The organism is Streptomyces sp. NPDC059900 (genome assembly GCF_050270335.1).
Taxonomy (GTDB): domain Bacteria; phylum Actinomycetota; class Actinomycetes; order Streptomycetales; family Streptomycetaceae; genus Streptomyces.
On sequence record NZ_JBNNJZ010000428.1, the window covers coordinates 1 to 7007 of the forward strand.

Annotated in this window: 9 protein-coding genes; 7 read left to right on the forward strand and 2 right to left on the reverse strand. The window is 68.4% G+C overall.

The window, feature by feature from the left end; genetic code table 11:
* On the forward strand, positions 1-389 hold a 389-nt coding region (locus ACQKIP_RS34965), incomplete at its 5' end, for an SAM-dependent methyltransferase (RefSeq protein ID WP_427745058.1).
* 29 nt (positions 390-418) lie between these two features.
* The gene (locus ACQKIP_RS34970) at positions 419-1066 is read left to right on the forward strand and encodes a class I SAM-dependent methyltransferase (protein ID WP_365864502.1); all 648 of its coding nucleotides are present in this window, start codon (positions 419-421) and stop codon (positions 1064-1066) included.
* A 111-nt stretch (positions 1067-1177) separates the two neighbouring features.
* Here ACQKIP_RS34970 and ACQKIP_RS34975 read toward each other — a convergent pair whose 3' ends face one another.
* Positions 1178-1528 (reverse strand): hypothetical protein, encoded by a 351-nt coding sequence (locus ACQKIP_RS34975; RefSeq protein WP_427745059.1) that lies wholly within the window; start codon positions 1526-1528, stop codon positions 1178-1180.
* Between the two features lie 133 nt (positions 1529-1661).
* On the reverse strand, positions 1662-2180 hold the full coding sequence (locus ACQKIP_RS34980; protein ID WP_365864499.1) for a proline dehydrogenase: 519 nt from the start codon (positions 2178-2180) through the stop codon (positions 1662-1664).
* 88 nt (positions 2181-2268) lie between these two features.
* Here ACQKIP_RS34980 and ACQKIP_RS34985 point away from each other — a divergent pair, with 88 nt between their 5' ends.
* The 5 genes from ACQKIP_RS34985 to ACQKIP_RS35005 all read left to right on the forward strand — a co-directional run.
* Entirely contained in the window at positions 2269-3279 is a 1011-nt protein-coding gene (locus ACQKIP_RS34985) for a LacI family DNA-binding transcriptional regulator (RefSeq protein WP_365864497.1), read from the forward strand.
* A gap of 200 nt (positions 3280-3479) precedes the next feature.
* The gene (locus ACQKIP_RS34990) at positions 3480-4907 is read left to right on the forward strand and encodes an ABC transporter substrate-binding protein (RefSeq protein ID WP_365864496.1); all 1428 of its coding nucleotides are present in this window, start codon (positions 3480-3482) and stop codon (positions 4905-4907) included.
* Between the two features lie 146 nt (positions 4908-5053).
* Positions 5054-5923, forward strand: coding sequence for a carbohydrate ABC transporter permease (locus ACQKIP_RS34995; RefSeq protein ID WP_365864495.1), 870 nt, complete (start codon positions 5054-5056; stop codon positions 5921-5923).
* 18 nt (positions 5924-5941) lie between these two features.
* Positions 5942-6817 (forward strand): carbohydrate ABC transporter permease, encoded by an 876-nt coding sequence (locus ACQKIP_RS35000; RefSeq protein WP_365864493.1) that lies wholly within the window; start codon positions 5942-5944, stop codon positions 6815-6817.
* Between the two features lie 24 nt (positions 6818-6841).
* Positions 6842-7007: alpha-amylase family glycosyl hydrolase (locus ACQKIP_RS35005; protein WP_427745060.1), on the forward strand; the 166-nt coding region annotated here is incomplete at its 3' end.

A 7007-nucleotide genomic window follows, 5' to 3' on the forward strand; every position in this document is an offset into this window, starting at 1 on the left:
CGGCGATCCTCGACCACGCCCGCGAACTCCTGGACTTCGACCGGCCCATCGCGCTCTCCCTCATCGCCCTGATGCACTTCATCACCGACGACGAGGACCCCTACGGCCTCACGCGCACACTGGTGGACCAGCTTCCGTCGGGCAGCTACCTGGTGCTCTCCCACGGCACCACCGACGAACACCCCGAGCTCGCCGATTCCGTCACCGACACCTACAAGAAGGGCCGGGTGCCGCTGCGGATGCGCCGCCGCGAGGAGGTCGAGCGCTTCTTCGAGGGGCTGGAACTGGTCGATCCCGGCCTGGTGACGGCGACACACTGGTACAAGGACACCCCCGCCCCCGAGGGCGAGTTGAGCGGCTTCTACGTCGCGGTCGCCCGCGTGCCGTAGGTTGCCCGCCGGAAGCTACCCTCGCGGGCATGGTCGAACACGATGCCTTCACCGCCACCCGCGAGGCCTACGACGCCGCAGCCGTCACCTATGAGCAGCTGTTCCGCGACTCCCTTCGCGACACCCCTCTGGACCGCGCCTTCCTGGGCGCCTTCGCCGAGGTCGTCCTTGCGGGTGGGGGAGGGCAGGTCGCGGACCTGGGCTGCGGGCCCGGCCATGTCACCGCTCATCTCGACCAGTTGGGTCTTTCGGTGTTCGGCGTCGACGCCTCTCCCTCGATGATCGAACTGGCTCGGCAGGCCGCTCCGAAGCTGCGGTTCGACGTGGGCTCGATGACCGCGCTGGACATCGCGGACGGCGCGCTGGGCGGCGTTCTCTCGCGCTGGTCGATCATCCACACGCCGCCGGAGGAACTCCCGCTCATCCTGGCGGAGTTCAACCGTGTGCTTGCGCCCGGCGGCCACCTGCTGATCGGCTTCTCGGCGAGCGAGGACGCCGCTCGTCCGACGCAGGTCTTCGATCACGCGGTCGCACCGGCCTACCGGTGGTGGCCCGACCGGCTGGCCGCGCTGCTGCGCGAGGCCGGGCTCGCCGAGGTGGCCCGGATGGTTCGCGAGCCCCAGCCTGCGGACCGGCGGCAGTTCAAGGCGATTCACCTGCTGGCCCGCAAAGCCTGAACGGGGGCCGGGCCCTGCCTGCTGGAGGGCGCCCTGCTGAATGGTGCCCGCCCGGCCGGGGGGCCGGACGGGCGGTGGTGTTGCCGTAGATCAGGCGGTGTTGCCGGTGGATCAGGAGAACAGGACCGACCGGAGCTTCAAGCGCTCGCCGGCGCCGCCGGTCCTGGGGCGCATCGTGAACCGGTCGCCGGTGCAGTCGGCGTTCGTGAAGGCGATCGCATAGGAGCCGGTGCGGTTCCTGGGGGAGTGGGCGGGCGGCTGGCTGTACTCCTCGGCCGCCTCGGGGAGCGTGATGCACTCCCCGCCGGCCGGGTCGTGCGGGGTGACGCGCCCTTCCTCACCCGAGGCGGCGTTGACGTAGGTGTAGAGGAAGTCGCCCTCGGCCGCGTACGCGGAGCCGGGAACGGTCAGGATCAGTACGGCGGCACCGGCCGCGGCGGCCAGTGTGTGACGAAGACGCATGAATCGCTTTCCTCTGCTGGGAAGGGCACGTGAACGCATCCGGCATTCCCGTCCTGACCAGCAGAGTTACCCGATCCGTCCGGATTCCGCCGCCGAAACGATCCGCCCTCACCCATTCGGACCCCGGCGGCGCTCAGCGCGCGCTGCCGATGACGGCTCCGGCCACGCGACGGAACTCCTTGACCGTCTCGTAGAGGTCCCGCTCGCGCGCGGCGGCGAGTTCGCCGCGATCGGATCGGCGGGCGGTGTCTCCGGTGCGGGCTTCCTCGACCATCTGCCGCATGACGTGCGAGAGATCACGGGAGGCGCGGGCAATCCGGTCGGCGGCCGCCGTGACCGCGTCCGGCCCTTCGAGGGCGACGACTTCGGCTGCCCGGTGGACCTCACGGGCCAGGGTGACGAAGTGCCGTACCTTCTCGTCGACGTCCGGCAGATCGGGGTGCCGGGCGCGCAGCCCGTCGAGCACGGCATCCATGGCGATGTCGCGGTCATGGAGCGCGGCGAGGTAGGCCGCATAGGCGTCGCGGCGGTGCTGTCGGCGCCATTGGTCGTACTGTGCGCGCGCCTGGGACCGGCCGCTCACGACGGCTGCGCCCAGCGTGGCCAGAGAGCCGACCGTGGCACCGAGTACTGCGGCAAGTCCTGCGTCCATAGGGGCAGTCTGCCGTTGATGCCGGCGGATCTCGGAGGGATTTGGCAGGCACGCAAACAAACGCAAAGGTTGCGCTATTCTTGCGCTCATGACGCGACGACTTGCTCAGGTGGCGCGGAAGGTCGGGGTCAGCGAGGCCACGGTCAGCCGGGTGCTCAACAACAAGCCCGGGGTCTCCGACACCACCCGGCAGTCCGTGCTGTCGGCCCTGGACGTCCTGGGGTACGAACGACCCACCCAACTGCGGGGTGAACGGGCCCGGCTCGTGGGGCTCGTGCTGCCCGAGCTGCAGAACCCGATCTTCCCGGCTTTCGCGGAAGTGATCGGCAGTGCGCTCGCCCAGCAGGGGCTGACCCCGGTGCTGTGCACCCAGACCAAGGGGGGCGTCTCCGAGCAGGATTACGTCGAGTTGCTGCTGCAACAGCAGGTGTCCGGGGTCGTGTTCGCCGGTGGGCTTTACGCGCAGGCGGACGCCCCGCACGAGCACTACAAGCGGCTCGCGGCGCGCAAGATCCCGGTGGTCCTGGTCAACGCGGCCATCGAGCGGCTCGGATTCCCCGCGGTGTCCTGCGACGACGCGGTCGCGGTCGAGCAGGCCTGGGGTCATCTCTCCTCCCTCGGTCACCGCCGGATCGGGCTGGTGCTCGGGCCCGCCGACCACATGCCCTCGCAGCGCAAGCTCGCCGCGGCCCGGGCGCTCGTCGAGCAGGCCGGTGGCGTGCTGCCCGATGAGCACGTCTCGCGGGGGATGTTCTCGATCGAGGGCGGTCAGGCCGCGGCGGCACGGCTCCTGGACGCCGGGGTCACCGGCATCGTCTGCGCGAGCGACCCCCTCGCTCTGGGCGCGGTGCGCGCCGCGCGCCGCCGGGGTCTCGGTGTCCCGTACGACGTCTCGGTGGTGGGCTACGACGACTCGGCGTTCATGACCTGCACCGAACCCCCGCTGACCACGGTGCGCCAGCCGATCGAGGCCATGGGGCGCGCCGCGGTCGAGATCCTCACCCTGAAGATCGGGGGCAGCGCGGTGCCCACGGAGGAGCTGCTCTTCGAGCCGGAGCTGGTGGTGCGCGGTTCGACGGGACAGCCGCCGCAGGGGTAGGCCAGACAGTTTCCTTGCCCAATAGTTGCCTTGCCTACCTTCTGTCGATTTATTGCAATCATCGCGCGGGATATGGCGTGATTCTGCGGTCAGTGCTTAAGTGAGCGCCGCCACACAGTATGCGCAGCTGTGGGCTTCCTGCTCCTGCCATGCCGTCCCGGCCCCCACGCGCGGGCGGCGCTGTCCAAAGGGGTCCACCTATGAACAGCTCCGCAAGGCCGCACCTCCCACACATCCGCCGCCGTAAGGCCACGGTCGCCGTCGTCTCCGTCCTTGCCCTGACCGCCCTCGCCGCCTGCGGCACCAGCAGCAGCGACGACGGCGATTCCGACGGGGACAGCGGCGGCAGCGCGGCCAACGCCGCCGCCCCGCTGGATCCGAAGACCAAGGTGACGCTCACCATCGACTGCATGCCGCCGCCCGCCGAGAAGGGCGAGCTCAAGCAGTGGAAGGAGGACATCGCGGCGTTCAACAAGAAGTACCCGAACGTCACGATCAAGGGGAAGCAGACCGATCCCTGTCTGGAGCCGCCGCGCTTCACGGCGATGCTGAAGGCGAAGTCCCAACCGGACGTCTTCTACACCTACTTCACCGACTTGCAGCAGGTCCTGGACAACGACGGTGCCCAGGACATCAGCGCGTACGTCAACGACAAGTCGGTCCCTGCCCTCGCCGACATGGACCCGAACGTCCTCAACGTCCTGAAGAAGGACGGCAAGACCTACGGCCTGCCCTTCAGCAACTACACGATGGGCCTGCTGATCAACCGCAAGCTCTTCGAGAAGGCCGGACTCGACCCCAACTCGCCCCCGGCCACCTGGGCCGGGGTCCGCACGGCCGCCAAGAAGATCGCCGCCCTGGGCGACGGCGTCGCGGGCTTCGGCGAGTACAGCGCGGGCAACAACGGCGGCTGGCACTTCACCGCCACCACCTATGGCCTCGGCGGCGACATCGTGAGCAAGGACGGCACCAAGGCCGCCTTCAACAACGACACCGGCAAGCAAATCGTCGACAACCTCAAGGCCATGCGCTGGGACGACGACAGCATGGGCAAGACCCAGCTCCTGAAGTGGGGCGACCTGCAAAAGCAGATGGCCGCCGACAAACTGGGCATGTTCCTGGCCGCGCCCGACGACATCACGTACATGGTGCAGAACCTCGGCGCGAAGTACGGCGACTTCGGCATGGGCCCGATCCCCGGCCGGCAGGCCACCCTCTTCGGCGGCAACGACTACATGATCAAGAAGGGCAGTTCGCCCGACCAGATCAAGGCCGCGATCGCCTGGATCAACTTCAAGTTCCTCACCGTCGGCAAGGGCCAGTTCGACTGGGCCCGCACCAAGGCCGACGGCCTGCCCGTGGGCCTGCCGCAGCCCAACTTCTGGACCGGCGCCAGCAAGACCGAGGACGACAAGGCCCGCAAGGCCAGTTCGACCATGCCCGTCGAGAACTTCGGTGCCTTCACCGACAAGCCGGTGACGGGCAAGGCCGAGCCGCCCAAGGCACAGGAGGTCTACAAGGTCCTGGACACCCTGATGTCGGGCGTCCTCACCAACGAGGACGCCGACGCGGACAAGCTCCTGAAGACCGCCGAGCAGCAGGTCAATCAGGTCTTGGCCAACCAGTGATGTCTGCGCCCGCCCTCCCGGAGAACTCGGAGAACTCGGAGAACTCAGGGAACTCAGGGAACTCAAGGAATGCGCAGCGCAAGGCCCGGACGTCGTCCCCGCAGACGGGCGGCGGCCGGGCCGGGCGCTCCGAACGCGCCGCGTTCATGGCGGCGTTCAAGCGCAATCTCACCGCCCACGCCTTCCTGGTCGGCGCGATCCTGTGCTTCTCGGTCTTCTCCTGGTATCCGATGGTCAGGGAGTTCGTCCTGGCCTTCCAGAAGACCGAGAACGGCGAGACGGTCTGGGCCGGCTGGTCCAACCTCACCTACATCTTCAACGACCCGGCCTTCTGGCAGGCGTGGCGCAACACCCTGCTGTTCACCGGCCTCGCGCTGCTCCTCGGCTTCGCCGTGCCGTTCGCCGTCGCTCTCGTGCTCAATGAGTTCCGGCACGGGCGGGGGTACTTGAGGCTGCTGGTCTATCTGCCGGTGATGCTGCCGCCGGTGGCCTCGGTGCTGCTCTTCAAGTACTTCTACGACCCCGGATACGGCCTGTTCAACCGCATCCTGGAGTCCGTCGGCCTGCCGGGACAGGCCTGGCTGCAGGACTCCGACACCGCGATGCTCTCCGTGGTCATCGCCGCGACGTGGATGAACATGGGCGGCGCGACCCTGATCTACCTGGCCGCGTTGCAGTCGATTCCCGGCGAGCTGTACGAGGCGGCCGAGCTGGACGGTGCGGGCATCCTGCGCAGGATCTGGCACGTCACCATCCCGCAGACCCGGCTCATTCTCTCGCTGATGCTGCTCCTGCAGATCATCGCCACCATGCAGGTGTTCGTGGAGCCGTTCCTGCTCACCGGCGGCGCGGGGCCCGAGGGAGCGACCCTGACCGTGGTCCACCTCATCTACCAGTACGCGTTCACCTTCAACAACTACGGCAGCGCGGCGGCGCTCGGCCTGGTCCTGCTCGTGCTGCTCGCCGGTTTCTCGGCGGCGTACGCGCGACTGAGCCGCGCCGGCAGCGAAGACTGACCGGGGGAGACGACGGACATGGCTACGCGCACACTGATCTCCCCGGCCCAGCTGGCCCGCCCGCGCGGCAGATTCCTGTACTGGACCGCCTTCGCCGTGGTGACGATCGTCTTCACCCTGGTGTTCATCGGCCCGCTGTACTGGATGGTCGTAAGCGGCCTGAAATCCCCGCAGGAATTCGCGCGGACACCGCCCACCCTGACCCCCGACGCGGTGCACCCGCAGAACTATGCCGACGCGTGGGGCGTGATGGACCTGGCGCGGCTGCTGTTCAACACCCTCTACTACGCGTCCGGGGCGCTCGCCTTCCAGCTGGTCTTCGATGTCGCCGCCGCCTACTCGCTGTCCAAGCTGCGGCCCGTGTTCGGCAAGGCGATCCTCGGCGCGATGCTGCTCACCCTGATGATCCCGGCCACGGTCCTGGTCGTACCGCAGTACCTGACCGTCCTGGACGTGCCGGTCGTGGAGCGCAACCTCATCAACTCGCCCTGGGCGATCTGGCTGCCCTCGGTCACCAACGCCTTCAACATCTTCCTGCTCAAGCGGTTCTTCGACTCCATCCCGCGTGAGCTTCTGGACGCCGCGTCCATCGACGGCGCCTCCTCGCTGCGCACCCTGCGCTCCGTGGTCCTGCCGCTGTCCCGGCCGGTTCTGGGCGTCGTGTCGATCTTCGCGGTGGTCGCGGTCTGGAAGGACTTCCTCTGGCCCATGCTCACCCTGCCCGACCCCGGCAAGCAGACGGTCAACGTCGGCATCTACTCCCTGGCCGCCAGCGTCTCCGAGAACTGGCTCCTGGCCGCCCTGACCATCGCCTCGCTGCCGACCCTGATCATCTTCCTGATCTTCCAGCGCAACATCATGAGCGGCCTGACCGCCGGCAGCCTCAAGGGCTGACCCCCGGGGTGAAAGGAACCTCACGTGGCAGACACATCGCCGACCGATGCCTCCTGGTGGCGCTCGGCCGTCATCTACCAGGTGTACGTACGCAGCTTCGCGGACGGTGACGGTGATGGCACCGGCGACCTCGCCGGCGTCCGGGCCAAGCTGCCCTACCTCGCCGAACTGGGCGTGGACGCCCTGTGGT

Coding starts and splice junctions, on each gene's coding strand:
- ACQKIP_RS34970 (WP_365864502.1), top strand. CDS start 419: ATGGTCGAACACGATGCCTTCACCGCCACCCGCGAGGCCTACGACGCC.
- ACQKIP_RS34975 (WP_427745059.1), bottom strand. CDS start 1,528: ATGCGTCTTCGTCACACACTGGCCGCCGCGGCCGGTGCCGCCGTACTG.
- ACQKIP_RS34980 (WP_365864499.1), bottom strand. CDS start 2,180: ATGGACGCAGGACTTGCCGCAGTACTCGGTGCCACGGTCGGCTCTCTG.
- ACQKIP_RS34985 (WP_365864497.1), top strand. CDS start 2,269: ATGACGCGACGACTTGCTCAGGTGGCGCGGAAGGTCGGGGTCAGCGAG.
- ACQKIP_RS34990 (WP_365864496.1), top strand. CDS start 3,480: ATGAACAGCTCCGCAAGGCCGCACCTCCCACACATCCGCCGCCGTAAG.
- ACQKIP_RS34995 (WP_365864495.1), top strand. CDS start 5,054: ATGGCGGCGTTCAAGCGCAATCTCACCGCCCACGCCTTCCTGGTCGGC.
- ACQKIP_RS35000 (WP_365864493.1), top strand. CDS start 5,942: ATGGCTACGCGCACACTGATCTCCCCGGCCCAGCTGGCCCGCCCGCGC.